Consider the following 23,731-nt stretch of genomic DNA (forward strand, 5'->3'; position numbering starts at 1 on the left):
AGGAGCGAGACCTAAGGCATGTAGAGCGGGGCCACGGCCGCGACAGCCGCCAGCAACAGGACGTAGAGGGCAAGTTCGGCCAGCGGGGGATGCCAGACGAAGCGTTCGTAGCCGGCATACGAGAGCAGTCGCCGCAGCACCGCGAACAGCAGGCCCGCCACCAGCGCGTAGACGAGAATGGGCGGCAGGTACACGCCCAAGACGCCGATCTCCCGGAAGTGAGGCATCATGCCGGCGCTCCGACGATGGCCGGCGAGGCGGCACCGGGCAGGGCGATGGCGAAGACGTCCCGATGGCGGCGGAGCCCGCCGCCGATCGCCGTCAGCGACACCAGGCTCATGATCGCGGCTTGGGACAACGCGTCGGTCAGGGGTTCGTCCCCTCGCTCCTGCCGCTTCGCCTCGTCCGCCAGGAGCGCGGCGATGGCCGCGTCGACCTCCGCCATGGCGTCCATGCGGGGGCGCCCGGCGGCGAGCGCGCGGAAATGCTGGGCGAGGGCATCGAGCGCGGCCTCGACCCGCAGACGCAGGGCCGGCGGCAGCGACCGTTTGACCAGTTGGAGTTCCGTGATGTTGAGGCCGATGCGCAGGCCCGCCATCGCGCCCTCGATCAGCTCGCTGTGCCCCGAGTCTCCAGGGGTCAGCCGCGGCAGCAGGGTGTTGATGCGATCGAGAACCAGCCCGCTGAAGCGGGTGCGCGGCCGCGGCCGGCCACGGCCCGCCTGACGGCCGAGATCCGCGAACAGGCCCAGGCACATGCGCTCGATGGTCCATCCCACGCCGACCGGCCGCAGCAAGCGCAGGCTGAGGATGCCCACGCCGATGCCGCCCATGAGCCCCAGCGCACCGTTGGCGAAGGTGGCGAAATCGGTCTGCGCCATGCCATTGCTGAAACCGATGAGGGCCACGGTATTGAGCGCCAGCGGCACGAAGCGGGGGCCGACACCGGGCACGGCGAGCACGGCACCGAGCGGAACGAGGAACACCATCAACGAGACAGCCATACCGGCGAAGTCGTCGATGCCCGGAAATACCCAGAACAGGTAGACGCCTGCCACCACCGCGGCGAGAACGGTCATGCCCAGAAAGCTGGAAGCGGAGGCGACCGGATCATCCAGGCTCGCCACGATCGAGGTGATGACGCCGACGAACAGCAGGGCTGAGCTGCCGTTCGACCAGGCGGTGAGGACCCAGAAGATGCTTGTCGTCAGCACTGCGATGAAGGCCACCGCCGCCGCCACCCCGGCGAGCGGATAGTCGCGGTATCGCGCCACCTCGGCCTCGCCTGGTGGGCCGGCCCACGGCCTGCCGGCGGTGATGGCATCGCGCAGCCGCGCCAGTTCGGCCGCGGTGACCAGCGTGTCGTCCAGCCGCAGCAGCACGTTGCGGCTCAGCACCCGCTGCCTGTCCGACACCAGCTCGGCCATACCCGGCAGGGCCGCCGCAATCGTCGCGCGCAGCTGTGTCTCGCGGGGCAGAGCTTGAGCGGCCTCCGCGGGCTCGGTCAGCTGCTGGCGAAGGACCGCGTCCGTCGCTTGCAGCAGCGGCCGCAGCTCGTCGAGCAGATAGGGCGCATAGGTCTTGACCACCGACAGACGATCGCGGACGGAGACCATATTGGCCAGCAGCCGCAGCAGTTGCGCCTGAAGTTGCCGCACTGCCGCCGAGACGGCCCGCGCGCCCGGCGTGTCGATCGCAGCGAAGATCCGCAACTGCTCCAGTGCGGCGACGTCGGCCAGCATCTCGGCACGGTCGGCCAGCCCCTTGTCGCCCCCGATGCGCTCGTTCAGGACGTCGCCCGCCCAGGCGCAGCTCGCCGCCACGCACCTGTCGATGGCTGCGGTCAGCGATTCGCCCGTCGTGCGCGGCAGGACCAGCCGGCTGACCAGGGTCGCGCAGAGAATGCCGAGGGAGATTTCCAGACAACGCGCGACCGCGCTGTCGAAGGCGGTGTCGGGCGCCAGCACCGCCGGCACGCCGATGATCGCGGCGCTATAGCCGGCGAGCATGGCGCCGTAGGCGGCCGGCGCGTCCCGCAGCAGTACAGAGACGAAGACGCAGCCCGCGATCCAGAGGGCGAGCCCGATCAGAAACAGCGCCGGCACCTGCGAGAAGGCGCCGACCAGCGTCACCGCCATGAGCGCCCCGATGACGGTGCCGACGACGCGGAAGGTCGCCTTGGCGACGACCATGCCCGCACTCGGCTGGGACACCACGTAGACCGTCAGGACCGACCACCCGGGCTGCGAGAGGTCCAGCGTAAAGGCGACGAACAGAGCCAGCATCGCCGCCGCAAACGTCTTGATCGAGAAGACGGCGTCTGACCAGGTGACCGTCGACATGGGAAGCTCGCTGCGCTGGCCTACGGGGCAGTGGCGCCGGAGCCTATCCCGGCCCAGGCGATTTTACGTCATAGCGCAGGCTGAGAGTGCCGCAATTGCTTCAGCAGGGCGCGGCCTGCCTCGCTCCATTGCGTTCGGCCGGTTCCACCGATCGGGAAGCGCTTTAGACCGCCGAGACGCCCGCGGGAGCGTGCAACTGACCGGGCGATGCGGAGAACAGGTTGAGGCCTGCGATGTCGGCCTCGACCTGCCGCCAGCCGAGACGGCGGTAGAACGGCGAATTTGCCGGCGTGGCGCAGAGGTAGACCGGATCGAAGCCCCGGGCGAACGCCGCCTCCGCGGCGGCACGCACCAGGGCCGCGCCGATGCCGCGCGTGCGATGTTCGGGCTCGACCCAGACCGCGGCGACCCAGGGCGTGTAGAGCGGCCGCTCGGGCATATCGCTCGCGATCACCGACGCGGTACCAAGGAACTGCTCGCCGCGATGGGCGACCAGCGCCAACGGCAGGCCGTCCGCGGCCAGGGTCTCCTCGACCCGGCGGGCAATGACCGCGAGCGGGATGCCCTTGGTGCGCCACCAGGCATTCCAGATGCGGTCGGTGACCACGTCGCGGAGTGCCGGCTGCCGGCGCAGATCCGAAATCGAGAGTATGCGGTCGTCTGGGCTCACGGGTGTCCTCCCGACGTCCGCATCAGCGGCCGGCGGCGCGCGCGGGACGCGCCGCCGGCCGCTGATGCGATGGAGCCTGCGCCGTCGGCTCGGGCAGCTTGTCGACCCTGGGTGCCGGCCAAGTTCCGTTCAGCAGCTCGGGCTTGGGCCAGTAGTAACGCAAGGCCAGCACGAACGGGCCGTCGGGCGCCGGCAGCCAGTTGGCGTCCTTGTCGCCGCCGGGCGGCTGGTTCTGGATGTGGATGGTGACACCGCCGTCGCGATCGCGCTTCAGAGAGGGCAGCATCGACGAATTGATCAGGTAGCGATTGATCGGATTGGCGACCAGACGCCGGCTCGGCGCGTCGTAGAGCGTGAGGGACCAGAAGGCGTTGACCGGCGGCAGCCGGCCTTTGGCGAAACGCAGCGTGTAGCGGCCCTCGCTGCCGTCGAGGGGCTGGCCCTTGGCGTCGAGCTCGTAGAGCGGGAACAGCGCTTCGTCGCGCGAGTTGGCGCCGAAGCCGACCTGGGCACCGAGGGCCCGCGCCACATAGTCGTCGGCCAGCATCTCGCGCGTGCCGAACAGCCCGTCGACCCTGCCGCCCAGCGCGGTGCGGCGCGTGTCGATCGTCCGCTGCCCCTCGGCCATGCCCGTGTAGAGCGCGGCCTTCATGTCGTTGGAGAGATCCGTCACGGCGAAGCGCCGGCCCGGCACGACACCGATAGTGGCGAAGCGCTCGCGCAACGCCGCCTCGGCCGGCGATGGCGGCGCGAACTGCAGCGCGAATGCCAGGATGTCGTAGAACTCCAGCGACGAACGCAGCTCCCGCGGCCGCGCCGGCTTCAGCCAGTCGACGGCCGGCGCCCGCGGCGCCGGCCGGCCGGTGACGGTCGACAAGAGCTCGAGCTTGTAGCCCGCCTGGATCGCCTTGACCTTGTCGAGGTCAGAGGCCCCGAACAGCTGCGTGCGGCCGATAAGGCTGACCAGCTCCGTGTCGGCGCGGATCACCCGGCTGATGTCCGCGGGCGCGGTGCCCGTCCAGTTCGGTCCGGCGATGAGGAAACGGCCGCCCCCATTGCCCGTCCTCCGCGTGCCGGCATAGGCGAAATTGTAGGTGTAGAGATCGATCAGCTGGAAGGCGAAGTACCGCTCCTTCTCCATGGGCGGCACCGTCAGCACCACCGGCTCGGCCCGGAGATCGAGGCCGGCGAAGGTATAGAGGGTGTCGGCGTTGGGGGCGACGGAAGCCGTGTCGTCGGGCGTCGGCGCCTGGGCAACGCTGACCAGGGTGTTGAAGGGTCCCTTGTAGTTCGGGCCCCCCTTGTCGACGGCGAGGGCGTAGAGGCTGGCGTAGCTGCTGACCAGCGGCACACCGTAGACATAGGCCTCGCGCGCGATGGTGCGCGCCTCGAGCATGGGTGACGGCAGGTGCAGCGGCGCAATCGGTGTGACGCCCCCCGACGCCGGTGGCCCGGACCCCGGCGCCAGTTCGCCCGCTGGCGGCGCCGGATCCTCCCGGGCCGGCGGATGGGCTCCCGGCGGAACGAGCGTCGCGGAATCGGCAGCGGCAACGGGCGGGGCGGGCGGCCCTGCGGCCGGAGCCGTCCCGGGCGGGCCAGCATCGGTCCGCGGTGTCGGCACGCCGGGCGTGTTGGCCGTCTGCGCGGCGAGACAGGCGCCGATCACCAGCACCGCTCCCGCCACCATCCCGAACCGGCTCATATCCGCTTCTCCGCGCGAGCGCGTTTCCGTGGAGCATGTCCCGCCGATCGATGTGTCCCATCGGATCGCCCGGCGCTCCGGCCCCAAGAGATCAGGTCTAAAGCCCTATATAGGATCGATCCGGCCATGGCAGCGGCAACCGTGCCCGACGTCGGTCAGGGCACGGTGGAACGGCTCGGCCGCAATTCCCATTTCATAGGCCTGGGGGCTCTTCGCAACGGAGATCACCATGACCGGTGACATCAGGACGTCCGGCGGCCAGGAGCGCGATGCGCTGACCGGGGCGGGGTATGACGTCGATGGCTTCGCCGAGCGCCACGGCATCACCACCGCCAAGGCGCGGGAGTTGATCCAGCGCTTTGGGCACGACCGCGCCAAGCTCGAGGCCGAAGCCGCCAAGCTCAAGACGGACCGATGACCGCCCGCCGGGCCCGCGTGAGCCCTGGCCGGGATGCTACGGGCGACAGGTGATTGTGCCAGCGCCCGGAACGGCTACCAGACGTCGACGCTGACGCGCTTCTTGCCTGCACGCGGCGTCGGCGCCGGCAGCGAGCGCAAGCCACGGACGAGCCAACGGCGGGTTTCGGAGGGGTCGATGACATCGTCGACCTCCAGATAGCTGGCGCTGCTCAGCGCCTTGTTCTTCTCATACTCCTGGGCCACCATCTGATCGAACCAGGCCTTGCGCTGCGCCGGGTCATCGATCGCCAGCAGTTCCTTGCGGTAGGCGAGCTTGACGCCGCCCTCCAGACCCATCGGGCCGAACTCGCCGGTGGGCCAGGAGACGAGGAAGAACGAGGCGTGGCTGCTGCCGCCGGCCATGGCCAGCGCGCCCAGCCCGTAGCCCTTGCGTAGCACGACGGTGAAATAGGGCACGGTGGCGTTGGCCGCCGCAATGAACATGCGCGACACGTGCCGCACCTGCGCCGTCTTCTCCACCTCCGGTCCCACCATCATGCCGGGTGTGTCGCACAGCGACACGATCGGCAGGTCGAAAGCGTCGCAGAGCTGGATGAAGCGAGCGGCCTTGTCGCCGCCGTCGGCATCGATGGCCCCGCCCAGGTGCCGCGAATTATTGGCGATGAGGCCCATCGGCCGGCCCTCGACGCGGATCAGCGCAGTGATCATGCCGACCCCGAAGCCAGGCCTCAGCTCCTGCACCGAGCCGCTGTCGGCGAGCGTCTCGATGAGCGGCCGGATGTCGTAGGCGCGCAGACGGTTCTCGGGGATGGCGCGGCGCAGCCGGCGCTGATCGGCGCAATCCCATGCGGCGAGCCGCCCCTGAAAATAGCTCAGGTATTTCTTGGCGGCCTTGACGCCCTCGGCCTCGTCGGCCACGGCGATGTCGACGACGCCGTTGGGCACCTGAACGCTCATCGGCCCGACGTCCTCGGGACGGAAGATGCCGAGGCCCCCGCCCTCGATCATGGCCGGGCCGCCCATGCCGATGTTGCTGTTTTCGGCGGCGATGATGACGTCGCAGCCGCCGAGCACGGCGGCGTTGCCCGCGAACGCTCGCCCTGCGGTCACGCCGACCACCGGCACGAGGCCGCTGAGGGCGCCGAAGCGCAGGAAGGTCGTGGTGTCGAGCCCCGCCGGCGCCGGCCACTCGTCGCCGGGCCGGCCGCCGCCGCCCTCGGCGAACACCACCACCGGCAGCCGCCAATGCTCCGCAAGGCCGAGCAGGCGGTCCTTCTTGCGGTGGTTCATCACGCCCTGCGTGCCGGCGAAGACCGTGTAGTCGTAGCCCATGACGGCGCAGCGTGCCGCCTCGTCGGCAAAGTCGTCGCCGTTGACCGAAGCGAGACCGGTCACCATGCCGTCGGCGGGGCTGACGCGGCGCAACTCGTCGAACGAGCGCCGCTGGCGCTGGGCGGCGACGGCGAGCGCGCCGTACTCGATGAAGCTGCCGGGGTCGACGAGGTCGGCGATGTTCTCCCGCACGGTCCGCTGATTGGTCTTGCGGCGGCGCGCCACGGCGTCGGGCCGGCGCGCGTCATAGAGCTCCTCGTGGCGCTCGATGGCCTCCGCCAGGTCGGGCCGGATGGCGTCGAGATCCTCCGCCTCGGCCCCCTCCGCATGCACGCCGTCAACTTCAGCCGGATCGACGAAAACGAGCGGCGAGCGCTCGAACACCGTGTCGCCCGGCGCGACGAGGATCTGGCGAACGATGCCGGAGACTTCGGCTGTGACCACGTGCTCCATCTTCATGGCCTCGAGCACGAGCACCGGCTGACCGGCCCGCACAGGGGTGCCTGCCGCGACGTCGATGCCGACGATGGTGCCCTGCAGCGGCGCGGCGACGGCCACCAGGCCCTCCGGCGCATCGATCTCGATCGGGTCAGCCGCCGCGGACGGCTCCTCCGCCAGGGCACCACCGCCCTCCCCGTCGAACACGGCGAGGGGATCGCGTTCGCGCGAGCTGCGGATCTTGGGCCTGCCGGCGGCCGCGGCGGCCGGGCGATGGAACAGCTCCCGGTGGCCGGCGTCCGCGTCGGCCAGCAGCGCGCCGATGTGCTGCTCCAGGAAGCGCGTGTGCACCTCGTTGGCGAGGAAGGCGGGGCTCTTCAGCAGGGCCCGGAGCAGCGGCAGGTTGGTCGCCACCCCCTGAATGCGGAACTCGCACAGGGCCCGGTAGGCCCGGCGCACCGCATCCCCATAGTCGGGCGAGGCGTTATGGACGACGAGCTTGGCGAGCAGCGAGTCGTAACGCGGGCTGGTGGTGTAGCCGGCGTAGCCGAAGCTGTCGACGCGGATGCCCGGCCCCGCCGGCGTGTCGAAGGCCTCCAGCGTGCCGCCCGAGGGGCGGGCCGAGCCGTCGGCCGCGATGGTCTCCATGTTGACGCGCAGCTCGATGGCGAAGCCTCGCGGCGCGAGGCGCTCGCCGAGGCCCACGTCGGCGAGGCAAGCGCCGGCTGCGAGCTTCAGCTGTGTCTGCACGAGATCGACGCCGTAGACCTCCTCGGTCACCGTGTGCTCCACCTGAAGCCGCGGGTTCACCTCCATGAAGGCGAACTCGGTCGGCGTGGCGGAGCCCGCGGGCACCAAATACTCGAAGGTACCGAGGCCGCGGTAGCCCACCTCTTCGGCGAGGCGGACGGAGGCGGCGCACAGCGCCTCGCGTAGCGCCGACGGCAGCGTCGGACTCGGGGCCACCTCGACGATCTTCTGGTTGCGGCGCTGGATCGAGCATTCGCGCTCGCCGAGATGGGTGACGCGCCGGCCATCGCCCACCACCTGGACCTCGATATGGCGGGCCGACGGCAGATAGCGCTCGACATAGAGATCGCCCGAGCCGAAGGCGCTCTGCGCCTCGGAGCGGCAGCGCTCGTAGGCGGCGTCGATGGCGTCGAGCGCGGTGACGACGCGCATGCCACGGCCGCCGCCGCCGGCGATGGCCTTGATCATCACCGCCGCGTCCGGGCCCAGGGATGCGAAGAAGGCCTTGACCTCGTCCAGGCTGGTCGGGCCGGAGGTGCCGGCGAGCAGCGGGATGCCGGCGGCGCGCGCCGCGGCACGCGCCTTCGACTTGTCGCCGAACAGCTCGAGATGCTCCGGCGCCGGCCCGACGAAGGTGATCCCCTCCCCGGCCGCTCGCCGGGCGAAGGTGGCGCTTTCGCTGAGGAAGCCATAGCCCGGGTGGATCGCATCGCAGCCCGTCGCCTTCGCCACCGCCACCAGAGCCTCGATGTCGAGGTAGGCGGCCGCCCCTTGGAGCTCGAGCTCGACCGCCTCGTCGGCGACCCGAACGTGCAGCGACCTGGCATCGTCCCGGGCGAAGACGGCGACGCTGGCGAGGCCCAGCTCCGACGCCGCGCGTGCGATGCGAACCGCGATCTCACCCCGGTTGGCGATCAGGAGCTTGGCTATCGTCATCGGTTTCGTTCCCTCCGGCGCGCGAAACAAAGACCCGCCGCCACCCTCATCTCATACGGACGGCGCCGGAATGCGTCAACGTGTTGATATGATCGACGTCCCGATGGCGCCGGCCGGCGGCCGTCTCTCGCGCCGGCCGCTATTGTGCGAGATAGCCGCCGTCGACGGGCAGCATCACCCCGGTGACGTAGCTCGCGGCGGGCGACGCCAGGAAGACTGCGGCCCCGATGAGTTCGGCGGGCTGGCCCATCCGGCCCATCGGCGTATGGGCGAGCACGCGCTCGAGCCGCTCCGGATCCTCGCGGGTGCGCTCGGTCATCGCCGTCTCGATGAAGCCCGGTGCGATGGCGTTGACGCGAATGCCGTCAGCGGCCAGCTCGACCGCCAGCGCCTTGGTCATCTGCCGCACCGCCCCCTTCGAGGCGACGTAGGGCAGCGCGTGACGCACGCCGACGAAGGACAGCACCGAGCCGATGTTGATGATCGAGCCCTTCGTCTCCTTCAACTGGGCGAGAAAGGCCCGTACCGTGTTGTAGGAGCCGGTGAGATTGACGCTCAGCGTCCGATCCCATTTCTCGGCGGAATCGTCGTCCTCGAGCGGGCCGACGGCGGCGATGCCCGCGTTGTTGACGAGGATCGACACGGGCTGCTCGCGCGCGGTACGCCGGGCCAGCGCGACGCAGGCCTCGCGGTCGGCGACATCGAGCACGGCGGCCCAGGCCTGGCCACCGGCGATACGGATCGCCTCCGCCGTCGCCTCGGCGACGTCCGCGTCCCGGTCGGTCGCGATGAGGCTGGCTCCCGCATCGGCCAGGCCGATGGCGATCGCCCGTCCGTTGCCCCGGCCGGCCCCGGTCACCAGCGCCACCTGTCCCTCGAGCGAGAACGATACGGCCATCGCGCGTCCACCCTATGCTTGTCGTTGTCGTGGGGGGCGGCCCGGCTCCCGGTCCGCCCGCGCCCAGGCTAAAGCGCTTCGCATTTGAGTGAAATCACCCAATCACGGGAAAGCGCCCCAGGCCGAGCCTGACGGCGGCGCCAACGCGGCCCGAACCGTCCTACGCCGCGCCGGCCTCATCGACGAGACGGGCGACCTCGGCCATATCCGGGACCTGGCAGGCGGCGACGTATTCCCGGCGCAGGCGCCGCACCAGGTCGGCCACCGTCGGGATGTCGTTGATCAGGTCGATGCCCTGTCCGGCACTCCAGATCGTCTTCCACGGCTGGGCCTGCGCGGGCAGATGGTCGTGCCGCATGCCGCGGCCCAGCGGCTCGGGCAGGTTGTCCGGGTCGAGCCCCACGCGGCGGATCGACTCCAGCAGCCAGTTGGCGGGCACCCCCGCCACCTTGCCGGTGTAGACGAGGTCCGACGAGGTCTGGCTGACGAGGAGATCCTTGTAGGCGGCCGGCGCCTCCGATTCGACCGTGGCGATGAAGCGGGTGCCGAGGTAGGCGAGATCGGCGCCCAGCACCTCCGCCGCCCGGATCGTCGCCCCGTCGGAGACCGCACCGGCCATGATGATGGTGCCGTCGTACATGGCCCGGATCGTCCGGATCAGGGCGAGATGACTGATGGTGCCGGAATGGCCCCCGCCGCCGGCGCCGATGCAGGTCAGGCCGTCCGCCTTCGCCGCCATCGCCTTCTCGGCAAAGCGCAGGCTGGTCACGTCGTGGAAGACCTTGAGGCCTGCATCGTGGGCGCGCCGGACCAGCGCGGTGGGGTCGCCGCCGACGGTGATCAGGATCTCGACGCCGTAGCGCTGGCAGACGCGGAAATGGGCGTCGATCTCGTCCTCGGGCAGGCGCGTTGCCAGATTGACTGCGATCGGCCCGACGCGGGCGCCGGTCTCGGCGCCGTGCCGATCGAGCGCCTCGCGGATGTCCTTCAACCACCCCTCGAAGAGCTCGAACGATCGCGCGTTCTGGCGCGGCAGCCCGCCGATCAGGCCGGCTTTGCAGGCTTCGCGGACCAGATCCGGGCCGCTGACCAGAAACATGGGCGCGCAGATCGCCGGCAGGACGAGCGCGTTGCGAATGCTGGGATCGAGGGACATGGGCTCTCACACGCTGAACGTTGGGGCCGGCCCTACAGGGTCCGGCTGCGCACTATGCAGCCCACGAAGGGCTCGCAACAGCCGGCGCAGGTGTCTACCCAGCCGCCCGCCGTGCCAGTGTAGGGTGCGCCGCCCGGACTGTGGCCCCTCGTTAGCGAGGGCGATGCACGGCAGGCGCTTTGCGCCCATAGTGGCGGCACGGGGAGGAAAAATTGACAGGAGAACTCCAAGGAAAGGTCGCCGTGGTGACCGGCGGTGCGAGCGGCATCGGGCTCGCGGCGGTGGAGCGGCTGCTCGCGGCCGGCGCCAGGGTCGTCGTCGCCGACTTGAACGAGAAGCGCGGGGCGGAGGTGCTTCGCCAGCTCGGCAGCGAGAACCTGCGGTTCGTGGCGACGGACGTTGCGGACGAGACGCAGGTCGAGCGCATGTTCGGCTATGCGGTCGATCAATTCGGCCGGCTGGATATTCTGTTCAACAACGCCGGGCTGGGAGGCGCCGTGGGACCGATCACCGAGATCGGCTACGACAACTGGCGCCGCACCTTCGACATCCTGGTGGGCGGGGTGTTCCTCGGCATCAAGCACGCCGCGCGGCTGCTGATCGCACAGGGTGATGGTGGGATCATCGTCAACACCGCATCGATCGCAGGGACCGGCGCGGGTTTCGGCCCGCAAGCCTATTCCGCTGCCAAGGCCGCGGTGATCAATCTCACCGAGACGGCGGCCGTGGAACTGGCGGCCCATCGCATCCGCGTCAACGCCATCTGCCCCGGCGTGATCTTCACCCAGCTCTGGATCGCCGGAGACGAGGACGGCGCCGCCGACGCCATCCGCAACTTCCAGCCTTGGCCCGACCAGGGCCAGCCGGGCGACATCGCCGATGCGCTGCTCTTTCTGACCTCAAAGCAGAGTGCCTTTATGACCGGTCAGACGCTGACCGTGGACGGCGGATTGACCGCGGCCCACGGCAATTTCTTCCAGGCCAGAGCCAGCAACCGGGCGCTGTCGACCATATCCGGCTTCACCTACGGCACCACTGGACACCCCAATATCATCAAGCGCCTGGACACCACGGCGGCCACCGGCAATGGCTGAGCCGGACAACAGGGAGGACAGGCGAATGAGCGGACGATTGGAAGGCAAGGTCGTTCTGGTGACGGGCGGCGGCTCCGGCATCGGCCGGGCGACGAGCCTGGTGTTGGGCCGCGAGGGAGCCAAAGTCATGGTCTGCGATATCGACCAGGCCGGAGCCGAGGAAACAGCCGCCCAGATCACGGGGGCCGGCGGCGCTGCCGCCTCCATCCAGACGGACGTGACCCGTGAGGCCGACGCGGAGGCGGCCGTAGCGGCCGCCGTCTCGCGCTTCGGACGGCTCGACGGGGCTTTCAACAATGCGGGCGTGCCGGGCCGCCTCGGCCGCCTGCTGGACGGCACGGAGGAGGACTTCGACCGCATCATGGCGGTGAACGCCAAGGGCGTATGGCTGTGCATGCGGGCCGAGCTGCGGCAGATGCAGGCGCAAGGCGGGCCGGCCGCCATCGTCAACACCTCGTCGGCCGCCGGCCTCAGGGGCGTGCGGGCGATGGCCGCCTACAGCGCCAGCAAGCACGCCGTCATCGGACTCACCAAGTCGGCTGCCCTCGAGATGGCCCAGTCGCCAATCCGCATCAACGCGGTCTGCCCGGGCGTGGTCGACACGCCGATGGTCAGCCAGATCATCGACGATCGCGCCTCCGTTCGCCGCGGCATGGAGGGCTCACAGCCCAACGGCCGCTTCGGCCGGCCGGAGGAGCTGGGCGAGGCGGTGGCGTGGCTCTTGTCGGACGCCGCGTCCTTCGTCACCGGCATCGCCATGCCGGTCGACGGCGGCATGACGAGCTGAGCGGCGCACTTCAAGCAAATGGTCGGATCAAAGCTTCGCCACGACGTCAGGGATCTCCGGCGCTCGGCACAGTCTCGCGGCCAAACCGATCCGCCCATCCATCTGCCTTGAGGTCAATTCTGTCATAGGCCTGAGCGGGCGGCTCTATACTGGCCGCTCTACTCGCCACCGGGATCGGGAAACATGCGCATCCAGTCCCGGTGCGACTGGGTGAAGGCTTCGTCGAGCCGCTCGATGAAGCGCACCGCCGCCGCCGACAAGGTACGCCGCGCCGGGTGGATCAGGTAGAACTCCAGCTCCAGCGGCGGGTCGGTGCGGCGCACGGCGAGCTCGCCGCGCGAGACCTCGTTGATGACGGAGGTCACCGACAGCAGCGTCACCCAGTCGCTGCGGCGCACCACCTCGAGCATGCCGTGCAGGCTGTCGATCTCGACCGCGCGGGCGACCGGCAGGCCGACCGAGTGGATGTAGCGGTCGAGCATGACGCGCAAGCCGTTGTCCGGCGCCGGCAGCACCAGCTTGAGCGGGGGGCCATCCACGATCGAGCCCGCGGCGGGTGCGCCGTGCCGCGCCGATGACACCAGGACGAGCGGCTCGGCGGCGAGGCGGCGGATGATCAGCCGGCGGTCGACGGGCGGCACGGCGACGACAGCGAAATCCACCTTGCCCGATAGTGTCCATTCCGTCAGCGGGCCGCTGAAGGCCTCGGCAATGCGCACCGTGACGTCGGGGTAGTCGTCGAGATAGCCGGCGAGGAAGCGCGGCATCAGCCCCTTGGCCGCGGTCGGCGCCAGGCCGACGTTGATCGGACCGGCCACATGGTCGACGCCGCTGACCACCGCCTTGCGGGCGCCGTCGACCTCCGCGAGCACCCGCTGGCAATGGCGGTAGAAGGTCTCGCCCGCGGTCGTCGGCCGGGTGCCGCGCGCCAGCCGCACGAGGAGCTCGCTGCCGAGCTCCGTCTCCAGGTCACGGATGATGGCGCTGACGCTCGGCTGCGACAGGTTCAGCCGTTGCGCGGCCCGGTTGATGCTGCCCTCCTCGCAGACCGCGACGAAGGCTGAGATGTGGCGCAGCTCCATTCAAATCCGCCCTATAGCCCCCCGCTATAGCTGACATCGCAGCTTATCAGCTTTCGCGAAAAGCCAAACCGGCGAAACTGCTTGGCAACCATCGAGCAAGGCCGGCTCCGCCGCGGTGCGGCTGCGGCGCCAATGCCCATAGGCCGACCCGATAACAGACATAGGCAATCGCTCGATACCCAGGGCGATGGTCGGGCTTACCATCGTGAAAAAAGAGCAAGAGGGAGGCACGCATGGCGCGGCCCAAGGTCATTCTGCAGCTCTATCCTATGTTCGCGAGCGACGGCTTCGAGGATCGCATCCGCCGCCGGCCGATGGGCGTCGACCGCGATCAGTACCAGCAGGTCGTGCACGAGTGGACCGATATCGTGCTGGCGGCCGAGCGCATGGGCGTGTGGGGCGCCTCCACCATCGAGCACCACTTCCATTCCGAGGGCTATGAGGTCGGCCCCAACCCGGGCATTCTCAACGCCTATTGGGCGGCCAAGACGACCACGATCAACGTCGGCGCCATCGGTTACGTGATGGCGACGCAGGATCCGATCCGCGTTGCCGAAGAGACCGCCATCCTCGATCACCTGACCAAGGGGCGCTACTGGGTCGGCGTGGCGCGCGGCTACCAGTCACGCTGGGCCAACGTGCTGGGTCAGTGGGCGGGCTCGGTGGCGACCGTGTCCGACGGCAGCGCCAGCGACCAGAAGAACCGCGACGTCTTCGAGGAACGCATCGATCAGTTGATCCAGTGCTGGACCGAGGATTCGGTCGTCCTCGACGGGCCCACCTACAAGGCCCCCTACCCGCGCTCGGGCATCGCCGGCTACCCGGCCGCGCCGACGGCGAAGCTTGCGGGCGTGCCGGGCGAGGTCGACGACCAGGGCAACGTGGCCCGCATCGCCGTGGTGCCCAAGCCCTACCAGCGCCCGCATCCGCAGATCTTCTGCGCCACCACCAAGAGCAAGGACAGCGTGGAGTTCTGTGCCAAGCGCGGCTTCGTGCCGACCTATTTCTCGCCGACGCCGCAGGTCGCCGAGAGCGCCCGCTTCTACCTCGACGTGGCGCGCCGGCACGGCTTCGACTTCAAGCTGGGCGAGCGGCAGAACGTGGTGCGCTATCCCCATATCACCCGCACACGGGCCGAGTTCGACGAGCGCCTGCGCAAATACGACCTCGACATCTACCGCAACTTCTACGGTCCGTTCTTCCCGCAATTGCCCCAGGGCGACGATGACACCCTGGTCGAGGGCATGAAGCAGAGCGACCTCTTCGTCGGCGGCACGCTCCAGGACAGCAAGGATGTCTGGCGCAGGATCTACGACCAGGTACCGTGCGAGTACATCACGCTCATTTGGCATTGGGCCCAATGCCCCACGGAAGTGATGCTGGAGGAGTTGGACCTGTTCATGCGCGAGGTGGTGCCGCTGCTAGACGCTGCGGACTACCGGGCCGCCGCGGAGTAGAGGAGCGGCGAAGGCCGCTGGTGCGCGGCCCGTTGGACCGGCAGCGATCGCCCTCCTTTTTGGGCGGTGGCGTCCGTGCCAGGTTGACCACAACATAGTCTGACAACCCGGCCGCGAGATGCCGGTGCAGACCGGGAGGAGACGATGACGAAGCTGACCGACCCGATCCGTGCGGGCGCCTGGGCGCTTGCCGCGGGCCTCCTCGTCGCTGCGGCCGGCCCGGCCATGGCGCAGACGGCCGAACCGATCAAGATCGGCGCGGTGCTGTGCCTGACCGGCCCGGGCGCCGGCCTGGGGCAGGCCGAGCGCAACGGCATCCAGCTGGCGGAGGAGGCGATCAACGATGCCGGCGGCGTGGGCGGCCGGCCGATCAAGGTGCTGATCGAGGACGACGGCTCCAAGCCGGACATCGCCAAGCAGAAGGCCGAAGGGCTGATCTTCAACGACAAGGTCGTGGCCGTCATCGGCGGCTCGCTCACCGCCTCGACCGGCGCCATCGCCGCGCTCACCAACGCCGAAGAGATGGCCGAGGTGGCGCTGACCGGGCTCGGCCCCGCCGTCGAGCTCACCTACAAGTCGCTCTATCACGTGCTGCCGCCGCAGAGCCTCAACGCCAAGGCGATGCTGGAATACACCAAGGCGAACAAGCTCAAGAAGATCGGCGTGCTACACGATTCCGGCTACGGCCAGCTGGTGTTCAGCAACCTCAAGACCATGGCGGCGAGCTACGGGGTCGAGTTCGTCGCGGTGGAAAAGTTCGAGGTCGGCGCCTCCGACGTCTCGACCCAGGCCGCCAAGGTGCGCGCCGCGGAACCGGAGGCCGTCTATGTCATCGCCACGTCGCCGGTGCCGTTCCGCAGCGCCCGCCAGGTCAAGATCACCCAGCCGATCATCTCGGCCATCGGCTCCTCCGCCTATGACTACGTGCGCGGCATGGGCGAGTTCGGCGACGACATCGTCTTTCCCGAGTTCCTCGTCGGCGAGGATCCCGAGCCGCAGCAGAAGGCTTTCGTCGAGCTCTACAAGAAGACCTATGGCGCTCTGCCCAAGAACTACGAGGCCGCAGGCTGGGACGCAGTGAACATCGTCGCCCAGGCGATCGCCAAGGCCGGCCCGAATGCCGATCGCCAGGCCATCGCCCAGGCCATGCGGCAGCCGTTCAAGGGCGTGCTGGCCAATTATGATTTCTCGGCCGCGGACCTCACCGGCATCGACCTGTCGAGCTATGTTTTTTCCAAGCTGGTCAAGGGCCAGTTCACGCGGCTGCCGTTCAAGGTCGGCTCGTGACGCCGCCGACCCGCGCCACGGCCGGGCACGGGGGACGCAGCCCTCCTCCACGCGTCATGGCCGGGCTCGACCCGGCCATCCATCGCTTGGAAAACCGGAGCCCGGCAGGGCTGGCCTTGGCCCCTATCCCTCGTCGGATGGATGGTCGGGTCAAGCCCGACCATGACGCGGCCGGGCGGACCGCCCCATGACGACCACTCTGTTCATCCAGTCGCTGTTGGCCGGCCTGACCAACGGCTTCGTCTACGGATTGATCGGCCTCGGCATCTCCGTCATCTTCCGCGGCACGCGAGTGGTCAACGCCATGCAGGGCGACTTTGCGCTGGTCGCCGGCATTGCCGCCTGCCTCGCCCTCGACTGGCTCGGACTGCCGATCGCGGTGGGCTTCCTCGGCGGCATCATCGCCGGCGCGCTGGTCGGCTGGGCCGTCGAGCTGCTCCTCATCCGCCCGACCCAGGCGCGCGGCGGCAGCGAGGATTCGCTGCTGCTGGTGACGCTGGGCGGCGCCTTCGCCGTCTCCGCCGCGGCGCTGCTGTACTTCGGCCGCGACAGCCGGTCGATGCCGGGCTTCGGCGGCAACCGCTCGCTCGACGTCTTCGATGCGGCGATCCGCGTGCACGCGGTGTGGCTCATCGCCATTGCCATCGTCGTCGTCGTGGCGCTCAGGCTGTTCTACCAGCGCACCCCGCTGGGCCAATCGATTCTGGCCGCCTCCATCGATCCCGAGGGGGCCGCCACCATCGGCATCAACGTGCCGCGCATGCGCACCCTCACCTTCATGCTCGGGGGCGCCGTCGGCGGCGTCGCCGGCGTTCTGGTGTCGCCGCTGATCACCATCCACTACGAGATGGGACTGTTGCTGACCCTGAAGGGGTTCACCGCGGCCATCGTCGGCGGTCTCGGCAATCCGTTCGGCGCCATCATGGGCGGCCTGCTGCTCGGCCTCGTCGAGGCCATGGCCATCGTCTTCGTGTCGTCCGGCTACAAGGACGTCATCGCCATGAGCCTGTTGATCCTGATCATGATCGCCATGCCGAACGGCCTGCTCGGCCGCCGGGGCCGCGTCGGCGGATGAGCGTCGAACCGATCCGGGCCCCCGCCGCGGCCCTCCTCACCCACCGGCACCTGCGCCGGCTCGTCGGCGCCACGCTGGCGCTCGCCGGCATCGCCATCTGGGCGGCGCTGCCGCAGGTGCTCTCGCGCGGCACCGTCGACCTCCTGGTGTTCACGGCGCTCTACGCGATCGCCGGCCTGGGCGTCGCCTTCCTGCTCGGCCAATGCGGCATCGTCTCGCTGGCGCAAAGCGTCTTCTACGGCATCGGCGCCTATGCCACGGCCTATTGCTGCACCACCTGGGGCTGGCCGTGGTATGCGGCGCTCGTCATCGGCATGGTGATCTCCGGTGCCACGGCGCTCGTCATCGGCTGGCCGGTCCTGCGGCTGTCCGGCTACTTCCTCGCGCTGGCGACGCTGGCACTGGCGACCATCGGCCACGTGCTGTTCCTCGAGTGGGACTGGCTCACCGGCGGCACGCTGGGCGTCGGCGGCATCCCCCAGATCTCGCTGTTCGGCCTGGTGCTGAACACTCCGCAGAAGTTCTATTACTTCATCTGGCCGCTCGCGGCGCTGATCTACTGGCTGCTCTACAACCTGCTCCATTCGCGCAGCGGCTATGCCATGCGCGCCATGCGCGATGCCCCGGCCGCCGCTCTGGTGCTCGGCATCGACGTGCATAAGCTCAAGGTTCGCATCTTCGTGCTCAGCGCCCTGCTCGGCTCGCTCGCCGGCAGCCTCTTCGCCAATTACGTCTCGTTCGTCAGCGTTGACAGCTTTGGCGTCGACCGGGCCGTCAGCTTCCTGCTGCTCGCGGTGGTGGGCGGTGCCCAGTCGGTGATCGGCCCCCTCTTCGGCGCGGCCTTCGTCACCCTGGTGCCGAACCTGCTCAGCCGCGTGGGCGACGTGCATCCGCTGCTGTTCGCCGGGGTCCTGGTGGTCGCCGTGATCTTCCTGCCGCAGGGCATGGGGGGCCTCGTCACGACCCTGTGGCGCCGCCTCTGGCCGCCGGCGCCTCCTGCGCCCGGGAGCGGAACGTGACGAGGGCCGACGCTCCGCTGACCACGACGCCCAGCAGCGCGCTGCTCGAGGTGCGCGCCGTTTCCAAGTCGTTCGGCGGCCTGCATGTGCTGCGCGCCGTCGACCTGACAATCGCCAGGGGCAGCATCACCGGCCTGATCGGGCCGAACGGTGCGGGCAAGAGCACGCTGTTCAACATCGTCTCCGGTTTCCTGGCACCCGACCGCGGCGACGTGATCTATCACGGCCGTCCGATCGGCCGCATCAGCGTCGTCGACCGCAGCCGCGCCGGGCTGGTGCGGACGTTCCAGACGCCGCAGGTCTTCGGCCACCTGACCGTGCGCGAGAACCTGGTTGCCGGCTGCCACAAGCTCGGCCGCAGCGGCATGCTGGCCGACATGCTGGGATTGCCTCTGGCGCGGCGCGAGCTCGCCCAGATGCAGCGGCGAGCCGCGCTCACCGCCGCGCGCTTCAGCCTGGAGCCCGTCGCCGACGTATTGGCAGGCAAGCTGCCGGTGGGCCAGCAGCGCCTGCTGGAACTCGCCCGCGCCGCCATTGCCGATCCGGAGCTGCTGTGCCTGGACGAGCCGTCGTCCGGCCTCAACGGCGACGAGGTCGACCAGCTCGCCCGCATGCTCACCCAGCTCAACGAGGAGGGCATGACGGTCTTCCTGGTCTCGCACGACATGGAGCTGATGGGCTGCGCAGCCACCGTCAACGTCCTTTGCTTCGGCGAGACCATCGCCAGCGGTCCATTCGCCGCGGTCAAGGCCGATCCGCGCGTGCGCGAAGCCTATCTGGGGGCCTGACGATGGCAGGACGCGACACGATGTTGAGCGTCGAGGAGCTGTCCGCCGGCTATGGCGATATTCTCGTGCTGCGCGAGCTGTCGCTCGCGGTAGCCCGCAACGAGAGCGTTGCCGTCATCGGGCCCAACGGCGCCGGCAAGAGCACCTTGGTGCGCACCCTCTGCGGGCTGACGGCGGCGCGCGCAGGCCGCATCGTCAAGGACGGCGTGGCGATCGAACGCCTGGCGCCCCATCGCCGCGCCGCGACGGGCATCGCCGCGGTGCTAGAAAATCGCCGACTGTTCGGCGAGCTGTCCGTCAAGACCAACCTGGACCTCGCCGCACGGGAGGGCGACAGGCGCCCGGCCCAGGCGCGGCGGTTCGACCACGCCAGCCTGTTCGAGCTGTTCCCATTCATGCGTGAGCGGCTCGGCGCATCGATCCAGCTGCTGAGCGGCGGTGAGCAGCAGATGGTGGCCATCGCCCGCGCCTTGCTGCTGCAGCCCGACCTGCTCGTGCTGGACGAGCCCTCGACCGGCCTCGCGCCGAAGATCGTCAAGGGCCTCGTCGACGTCATCGCCCGGATCCGCCGGCAGGGGGTGGGCATCCTGCTGGTCGAGCAGAACGTGGCGCTGGCAACCGAAGCTGCCGACCGGGCCTACGTCATGAGCCTCGGCCGGGTGACCCGCGCGATCCCGCCCGAGCAATGGCGCGGCGCCCAGGGCGACGGGGAGATCGCCAAGGCGTATCTGGGGGCGTAGCCTCCCGCCGCGGCGGCTCGCGAACGGCTGTTTGCGCGAGCCCGTAAGGCCTGCCGTCCTTGAGCCGCGCTTACGGCTTGCGAGCGCAGCCTCGAGGCGCCATTCAAGCCTGACGACGCCACAGCAGCGGAGTGAACGGTGAGGTGGACCTTGGCAGGGCTTGTGCTCGTCGCGCAGACGGGCGTCGCGTTCGCGCAGGCCGACGGCGGCTCCGTCCCGCAGACCGACGTGGAGGGAAACTGCCGCCACGTACCCGCCTGTATCGTGGCCGAACGGCAGGCATACGATCGCGTGCGGGAGATCTGGGGCCGCGTCAACGGCTATTCCCAGTTCGTCTGCCGGATGAGCCAGATCGGGTTCGGGCCGGCGCCCAAGTTCTACCGGTCGATGGTGCCGTGCCTGGAGAACGCACTGTTCAACCAGGAAGGGTTCAACGACCGGAAGGCCAAGGCGCAAGGCTTTCGTGAATGAGGAGCTATGACGACGCCCGGGCATCGGCGCCGCCGCGGGCGAGTGCGTCATCGACGGCGCTCCCCCCGCCGAGCTGGTCTTCGTCGGACTTCGTCGACCACGCGTCGTCCTTGCCGCGCGCCGACGGCTTGCAGCCGAAGCGCGACTGCCGCGACAGGCTCCACGTCAGGGCGACAGCCGTTCTCACGCTGCGCAGATCATATCCGGCCAGGCGCACGCTGAACCCGGTTCCGTCGCCAGGAAGCTCGCTGGTCGCCCCATAGAGGCCTGGAATGCCCGGCAGCATCGCCGCCACGTCCGCCATCAGCGCCGCGGCGCCGTCCGGCGCCAGGACGTAGACCGACCCGAAGGCGGCGAAGGCCGCCGTCCGGCCCCGCCCCAGGCCGCGGATGTCGACGCGGTCGACGAGAAGCGGCGCGTCGCCGCCGCGACGCAGGATCGTCGTCGCACGCAGGCTGCGGAAGCGACGGCCCTCGCCTGCCGGGTCATGGATGGTGAAGACGTCCGCAGCCAGCGCGAAGCCGCCCGGCGCGCAGTCGACCTCGATGGTCTGATCCAGCGCGGCCCCCGGAAACAGGATCCGCGGCTCGGGCACATACTCCAGATGTCCGTCGTCCTCGATCCGGATGCCGACGCTTTCCTTCGACGTCTGCCCGGGCGTCGCACGATGAACGGGCGAGGCCCCCTGGGTCGTCACATACGCGGCCGCGCCGCCGCGGATGTGCAGGCGCTGGCGCAGATCGTCCTCGCCGTGCACGGCGCCGCTGCTCGTCTGGAGGAACACCGACAGCAGGCAAGGTGGTGTGCGCTCCAACGCGAAGGTTCGCGTCAAGACGAACGGCCAGCGAAAGATGCGCCGCTCCAGGATGGTTCGATCCAGCCGCCGGGCGAAGACCAGATCGAGCTGCGGCCGTGCGTCCTCCATCTCGGTCAGGCGCGGAACAGCACTTGGCTCTCGAGCATCGCCACGACGGCGTCGATGCCCTCGCCGCTACGGCAGTTGGTGAGCAGCACCGGCCGGCCGTCGCGCACGGCCAGAGCCTGGGCGTGCATGAGCTCGAGATCGACGCCGACGTGGGGGGCGAGATCCGTCTTGTTGATGACGAGCAGATCGCAGCGGACGACGCCGGGCCCCCGCTTGCGCGGGATGTCGCCGCCGCCGCCGACATCGATGACGAACATCCAGAAGTCGGTCAGGTCGCGCGAGAAGGTCGAGGCGAGGTTGTCGCCGCCGCTCTCCAGCAGGATGAGCTCCACGCCGGGAAAGCGGCGCTCGAGCTCGTCCGCCGCCTCGATGTTCAAGGTGGGGTCCTCGCGGATGACCGTATGCGGGCAGGCGCCGGCCTCGACCGCCGAGACCCGGGCGGGATCGATCAGGCCGGAGCGGCGGATGCGCTCGGCGTCCTCCGCGGTGACGAGGTCGTTGGTGATGACGGCAAGGTCGACGCCGCGCGCCGCCAGCGCCGGGATCAGACGCTCGACCAGCGCCGTCTTGCCCGACCCCACGGGGCCGCCGATGCCGACGCGCGCCGCCGGAAGCCGCGCCGCCGTTGCCGTCGCCGATGTCTTCCCCGCTTCGATCATCGCAGCATGTACCTCCGCGCCAGCGGCACCTTCGTCGCCGGAGCGCACATCAAGAGCTTGCCGTCGGCCCGCACCTCGAAGGACTGCGGGTCGACCTCGACCACCGGCAGGGCGCTGTTGCGCACCATGTCGCGCTTGCGCAACGACCGCACGTTCTTGATCGGCACCATGGCCTTGCGCAGGCCGAGCTTGCGGCTCACCTCGGCCTCCTGCACCAGTTTGGAGACGAAGGTGACGCCCAGGTGCTGCGGCGCCTGGCCGAGATAGCCCCACATGCGCCGCTGGATCATCGGCTCGGCCACGGGCAGGCTGCCGTTGCCATCGCCCATGGCGGCCCAGACCACGAAGCCGTTCTTGATCACCATGGAAGGCTTGATGCCGAAGGAGGCGCGCGGCCAGAGCACGAGGTCGGCCATCTTGCCCGGTTCGATCGAGCCGACCACATGGTCGATGCCCACGGCGATGGCCGGGTTGATGGTCAGCTTGGCGATGTAGCGCTTGATGCGCTCGTTGTCGGCGATGGCCGTGGTCTCCTCCGGAAGACGGCCGACACGCTCCTTCATGACGCTGGCGAGCTGCCAGCAGTTGGCCACGTTCTCCGCCAGCCGCCCCATGCCCTGGGTGTCGGTGCCGAAGATCGAGATGGCGCCCATGTCGTGCAGGAAGTCCTCCGCCGCGATGGTCTGGGCGCGCAGGCGCGCCTCGCCGAAGGCCACGTCCTCGGGCACGTTGGGGCTGAGCTGGTGGCAGATCATCGCCATCGCCACCCCTTCCTCCAGCCCGTAAGGCGTGAAGGGATTGGTGGGGTTCGTCGAGGACGGGATGACGTTGTCGTAGGAGACGACCTTCAGCAGGTCCGGCGCATGGCCGCCACCGGCCCCCTCCACGTGGTACATGTGGATGGTCCGCCCCTCGATGGCGGCCATGGTGTCCTCGCAAAAGCCGAACTCGTTGATCGAGTCGGTGTGCAGATGGACGGCGAAGTCGTTGCGATCGGCGGCGATCAGGCTCTGGTCGATCACCGAGGGCGCGGCGCCGAAATCCTCGTGGATCTTGACCGACATGCCCCCGGCCGCCACCGCGGCCTCGACGGCTGCGGCACTCGAGGCGCCGCGTCCGAACAGGGCGAAGTTGAGCGGCGAGAACTCGGTCGCCTGCAGGAAGCGCCCGAAGGTCGCGTCGCTGCCGCTGCCGACATCGAACACCGGACCCGACCCGTTGCCGATCATGGTGGTGGTGCCGCCGGCGAGCGCATGCTCGGACTGCTCGGGCGAGCTCATATGGGCATGGGACTCGATGGCCCCCGCGGTGACGATGAAGCCGGCGCCGAAGACCGGCGTGGTCGAGGCACCGACCACCAGCTCGGGGTGCACGCCCGGCATGGTGTCCGGGTTGCCCGCCTTGCCGATGCCGACGATGCGGCCGTCGCGGATGCCGATGTCGCCTTTGACGATGCCGGCCACCGCGTCGATGATCGTGGCGTTCTTGATGACGATGTCGAGGATCTTGTCGCCCGAGGTGCGGTAGGCGCACACACCCTCGCCGTCGCGCAGGTTCTTGCCGGCCCCCACGAGCAGCTCGTGCCCATAGACCGCGTAATCGTGCTCGATCTCGGCGAGCAACTCGGTATCGCCCAGGCGGACGACGTCCCCCTTGGTCGGCCCGTAAAGTTCGGCGTAGGCGCGCCGGCTCAGCGTGGTCATG

Annotated in this window: 21 protein-coding genes; 10 read left to right on the forward strand and 11 right to left on the reverse strand. The window is 69.5% G+C overall.

Annotated elements, in window-relative coordinates:
- Nucleotides 1-11 precede the first annotated feature (11 nt).
- The 4 genes from IEW34_RS09920 to IEW34_RS09935 all read right to left on the reverse strand — a co-directional run bounded on the left by IEW34_RS09920 (nucleotide 12) and on the right by IEW34_RS09935 (nucleotide 4,713).
- Nucleotides 12-230: a DUF1656 domain-containing protein gene (locus tag IEW34_RS09920; protein ID WP_244641902.1), complete on the reverse strand. Its 219-nt coding sequence runs from the start codon at nucleotides 228-230 to the stop codon at nucleotides 12-14.
- Nucleotides 227-2,341, reverse strand: a complete 2,115-nt coding sequence (locus IEW34_RS09925; RefSeq protein WP_188609004.1) for an FUSC family protein — start codon at nucleotides 2,339-2,341, stop codon at nucleotides 227-229. Before IEW34_RS09925 ends, IEW34_RS09920 begins: the two co-directional genes overlap by 4 nt.
- Before the next feature lie 163 nt (nucleotides 2,342-2,504).
- Entirely contained in the window at nucleotides 2,505-3,011 is a 507-nt protein-coding gene (locus IEW34_RS09930) for a GNAT family N-acetyltransferase (protein ID WP_188609005.1), read from the reverse strand.
- Nucleotides 3,012-3,033: 22 nt separating this feature from the next.
- Nucleotides 3,034-4,713: a DUF1254 domain-containing protein gene (locus tag IEW34_RS09935; protein WP_244641903.1), complete on the reverse strand. Its 1,680-nt coding sequence runs from the start codon at nucleotides 4,711-4,713 to the stop codon at nucleotides 3,034-3,036.
- Nucleotides 4,714-4,942: 229 nt separating this feature from the next.
- Between IEW34_RS09935 and IEW34_RS09940 the strand changes: the two genes are divergently transcribed.
- Entirely contained in the window at nucleotides 4,943-5,131 is a 189-nt protein-coding gene (locus tag IEW34_RS09940) for a DUF3606 domain-containing protein (protein WP_188609006.1), read from the forward strand.
- Between the two features lie 74 nt (nucleotides 5,132-5,205).
- Here the strand turns inward: IEW34_RS09940 and IEW34_RS09945 are convergent, their stop codons facing one another.
- The 3 genes from IEW34_RS09945 to IEW34_RS09955 form a co-directional block, all read right to left on the reverse strand.
- Nucleotides 5,206-8,589 carry a carboxyl transferase domain-containing protein gene (locus tag IEW34_RS09945; RefSeq protein WP_188609007.1) on the reverse strand — a complete coding sequence of 1,128 codons (3,384 nt, stop codon included), beginning with the start codon at nucleotides 8,587-8,589 and terminating at the stop codon, nucleotides 5,206-5,208.
- 139 nt (nucleotides 8,590-8,728) lie between these two features.
- Entirely contained in the window at nucleotides 8,729-9,487 is a 759-nt protein-coding gene (locus IEW34_RS09950; protein ID WP_188609008.1) for an SDR family NAD(P)-dependent oxidoreductase, read from the reverse strand.
- Nucleotides 9,488-9,647: 160 nt separating this feature from the next.
- Entirely contained in the window at nucleotides 9,648-10,643 is a 996-nt protein-coding gene (locus IEW34_RS09955; RefSeq protein ID WP_188609009.1) for an NAD(P)H-dependent flavin oxidoreductase, read from the reverse strand.
- A 212-nt stretch (nucleotides 10,644-10,855) separates the two neighbouring features.
- On the opposite strand from IEW34_RS09955, the gene IEW34_RS09960 reads away from it, so the two are divergent.
- Together IEW34_RS09960 and IEW34_RS09965 are read left to right on the forward strand one after the other, a co-directional pair.
- A complete protein-coding gene (locus IEW34_RS09960) occupies nucleotides 10,856-11,737 on the forward strand; it encodes an SDR family NAD(P)-dependent oxidoreductase (RefSeq protein WP_188609010.1) in 882 nt (293 codons plus the stop codon).
- Between the two features lie 25 nt (nucleotides 11,738-11,762).
- On the forward strand, nucleotides 11,763-12,524 hold the full coding sequence (locus tag IEW34_RS09965; protein ID WP_188609011.1) for a glucose 1-dehydrogenase: 762 nt from the start codon (nucleotides 11,763-11,765) through the stop codon (nucleotides 12,522-12,524).
- 158 nt (nucleotides 12,525-12,682) lie between these two features.
- Here IEW34_RS09965 and IEW34_RS09970 read toward each other — a convergent pair whose 3' ends face one another.
- The gene (locus IEW34_RS09970) at nucleotides 12,683-13,606 is read right to left on the reverse strand and encodes a LysR family transcriptional regulator (RefSeq protein ID WP_188609012.1); all 924 of its coding nucleotides are present in this window, start codon (nucleotides 13,604-13,606) and stop codon (nucleotides 12,683-12,685) included.
- Nucleotides 13,607-13,839: 233 nt separating this feature from the next.
- Here IEW34_RS09970 and IEW34_RS09975 point away from each other — a divergent pair, with 233 nt between their 5' ends.
- The 7 genes from IEW34_RS09975 (at nucleotide 13,840) to IEW34_RS10005 (ending at nucleotide 20,443) form a co-directional block, all read left to right on the forward strand.
- On the forward strand, nucleotides 13,840-15,063 hold the full coding sequence (locus tag IEW34_RS09975; protein WP_188609013.1) for an LLM class flavin-dependent oxidoreductase: 1,224 nt from the start codon (nucleotides 13,840-13,842) through the stop codon (nucleotides 15,061-15,063).
- 144 nt (nucleotides 15,064-15,207) lie between these two features.
- On the forward strand, nucleotides 15,208-16,350 hold the full coding sequence (locus IEW34_RS09980) for an ABC transporter substrate-binding protein (protein ID WP_188609014.1): 1,143 nt from the start codon (nucleotides 15,208-15,210) through the stop codon (nucleotides 16,348-16,350).
- A gap of 187 nt (nucleotides 16,351-16,537) precedes the next feature.
- The gene (locus IEW34_RS09985) at nucleotides 16,538-17,425 is read left to right on the forward strand and encodes a branched-chain amino acid ABC transporter permease (RefSeq protein ID WP_188609015.1); all 888 of its coding nucleotides are present in this window, start codon (nucleotides 16,538-16,540) and stop codon (nucleotides 17,423-17,425) included.
- A complete protein-coding gene (locus tag IEW34_RS09990; protein WP_188609016.1) occupies nucleotides 17,422-18,444 on the forward strand; it encodes a branched-chain amino acid ABC transporter permease in 1,023 nt (340 codons plus the stop codon). The genes IEW34_RS09985 and IEW34_RS09990 overlap by 4 nt, the downstream gene beginning before the upstream one ends.
- Nucleotides 18,441-19,232 (forward strand): ABC transporter ATP-binding protein, encoded by a 792-nt coding sequence (locus IEW34_RS09995; RefSeq protein ID WP_188609017.1) that lies wholly within the window; start codon nucleotides 18,441-18,443, stop codon nucleotides 19,230-19,232. Before IEW34_RS09990 ends, IEW34_RS09995 begins: the two co-directional genes overlap by 4 nt.
- Before the next feature lie 20 nt (nucleotides 19,233-19,252).
- A complete protein-coding gene (locus tag IEW34_RS10000) occupies nucleotides 19,253-19,972 on the forward strand; it encodes an ABC transporter ATP-binding protein (protein ID WP_188609018.1) in 720 nt (239 codons plus the stop codon).
- A 150-nt stretch (nucleotides 19,973-20,122) separates the two neighbouring features.
- The gene (locus tag IEW34_RS10005; protein ID WP_188609019.1) at nucleotides 20,123-20,443 is read left to right on the forward strand and encodes a hypothetical protein; all 321 of its coding nucleotides are present in this window, start codon (nucleotides 20,123-20,125) and stop codon (nucleotides 20,441-20,443) included.
- 4 nt (nucleotides 20,444-20,447) lie between these two features.
- Here the strand turns inward: IEW34_RS10005 and IEW34_RS10010 are convergent, their stop codons facing one another.
- The 3 genes from IEW34_RS10010 to ureC are packed head-to-tail and all read right to left on the reverse strand — an operon-like array spanning nucleotide 20,448 to nucleotide 23,730.
- Nucleotides 20,448-21,368 (reverse strand): urease accessory protein UreD, encoded by a 921-nt coding sequence (locus tag IEW34_RS10010; RefSeq protein ID WP_188609020.1) that lies wholly within the window; start codon nucleotides 21,366-21,368, stop codon nucleotides 20,448-20,450.
- 5 nt (nucleotides 21,369-21,373) lie between these two features.
- Nucleotides 21,374-22,027: an urease accessory protein UreG gene (ureG, locus tag IEW34_RS10015; RefSeq protein ID WP_188609021.1), complete on the reverse strand. Its 654-nt coding sequence runs from the start codon at nucleotides 22,025-22,027 to the stop codon at nucleotides 21,374-21,376.
- Nucleotides 22,024-23,730: an urease subunit alpha gene (gene ureC, locus IEW34_RS10020; RefSeq protein ID WP_188609022.1), complete on the reverse strand. Its 1,707-nt coding sequence runs from the start codon at nucleotides 23,728-23,730 to the stop codon at nucleotides 22,024-22,026. The genes ureG and ureC overlap by 4 nt, the downstream gene beginning before the upstream one ends.
- Nucleotide 23,731: the final 1 nt, after the last annotated feature.

The organism is Chelatococcus reniformis, assembly GCF_014640075.1.
Lineage (GTDB): Bacteria > Pseudomonadota > Alphaproteobacteria > Rhizobiales > Beijerinckiaceae > Camelimonas > Camelimonas reniformis.